Origin of the sequence: Massilia sp. CT11-108 (assembly GCF_047302915.1) — a bacterium.
Taxonomy (GTDB): domain Bacteria; phylum Pseudomonadota; class Gammaproteobacteria; order Burkholderiales; family Burkholderiaceae_D; genus Telluria; species Telluria orientalis.
Window position 1 is genome coordinate 1 of record NZ_JBKYMO010001042.1, and the last position, 841, is coordinate 841.

1 protein-coding gene is annotated in these 841 nt (G+C 63.6%); it reads left to right on the forward strand.

Annotated features, from left to right (window positions below; genetic code table 11):
* Positions 1-374: 374 nt before the first annotated feature.
* On the forward strand, positions 375-841 hold a 467-nt coding region (locus tag ACEN88_RS32995), incomplete at its 3' end, for a FimV family protein (protein ID WP_413346506.1).

Below are 841 nucleotides of genomic sequence, written 5' to 3' on the forward strand. Positions count from 1 at the left end.
ACCGCCCGGTGCGGACCCGCACGCCGGGTGGTGTGGCAGGGGACCGGCCAGACAACTGGCCGCCCCTATGCCGATCCTGCGTCATTCCCGCGCACGCGGGAATCCATGCTGAGTGTCCGAAGTCGGCTAGCTATTCGATTTCTGGAGCTCAGTATGGGTTCCCGCTTTCGCGGGAACGACGGGGTTGGGTTTCGTATTGAATTGACACCGGATCATCCAAAAAACATCATAAGTCTGAATACACCGTCTACATACCTCAGACTCCTTGAATGTTTCTCCCTGCGGAACTTGCATGCCACAGTGCATGATGATATGTTCCTGAGACCTCCGGCCACGTCGCTCTCGAACCTATGCATGTCACTCCCCGCCTCCCGATGAAGTCGTCCGCACTGAAAAAGCTCACTGCGGCGGTCGCAAGTGCGCTGGTCCTGACGTCGGCGGCCCACGCGGCCGGCCTCGGCAAGCTCACGGTGTTGTCCGCACTCGGCCAGCCCTTGCGCGCCGAAATCGAACTGACGGCGGTGTCCGGCGACGAGGCGTCCGGCCTCACCGCGAAGCTGGCGTCGCCGGAAGCGTTCAAGGCGGCCAACATCGATTTCAATCCGGCGCTGCTGTCGCTGCGCTTCAACGTCGAGCAGCGCGGCGGCCGCCAGTTCATCCGCGTCAGCTCCACGCAGCCGCTGAACGAGCCGTTCGTCGACATGCTGCTGGAACTGTCGTGGAATAACGGCCGCCTCGTACGCGAATACACGTTCCTGCTCGATCCGGCCGAGCTGCGCGCGACGCAGTCGGCGCAGGTCGCGGCGAGCGAATCCGCGCGGCCGCGCACGGAAGCGGCACC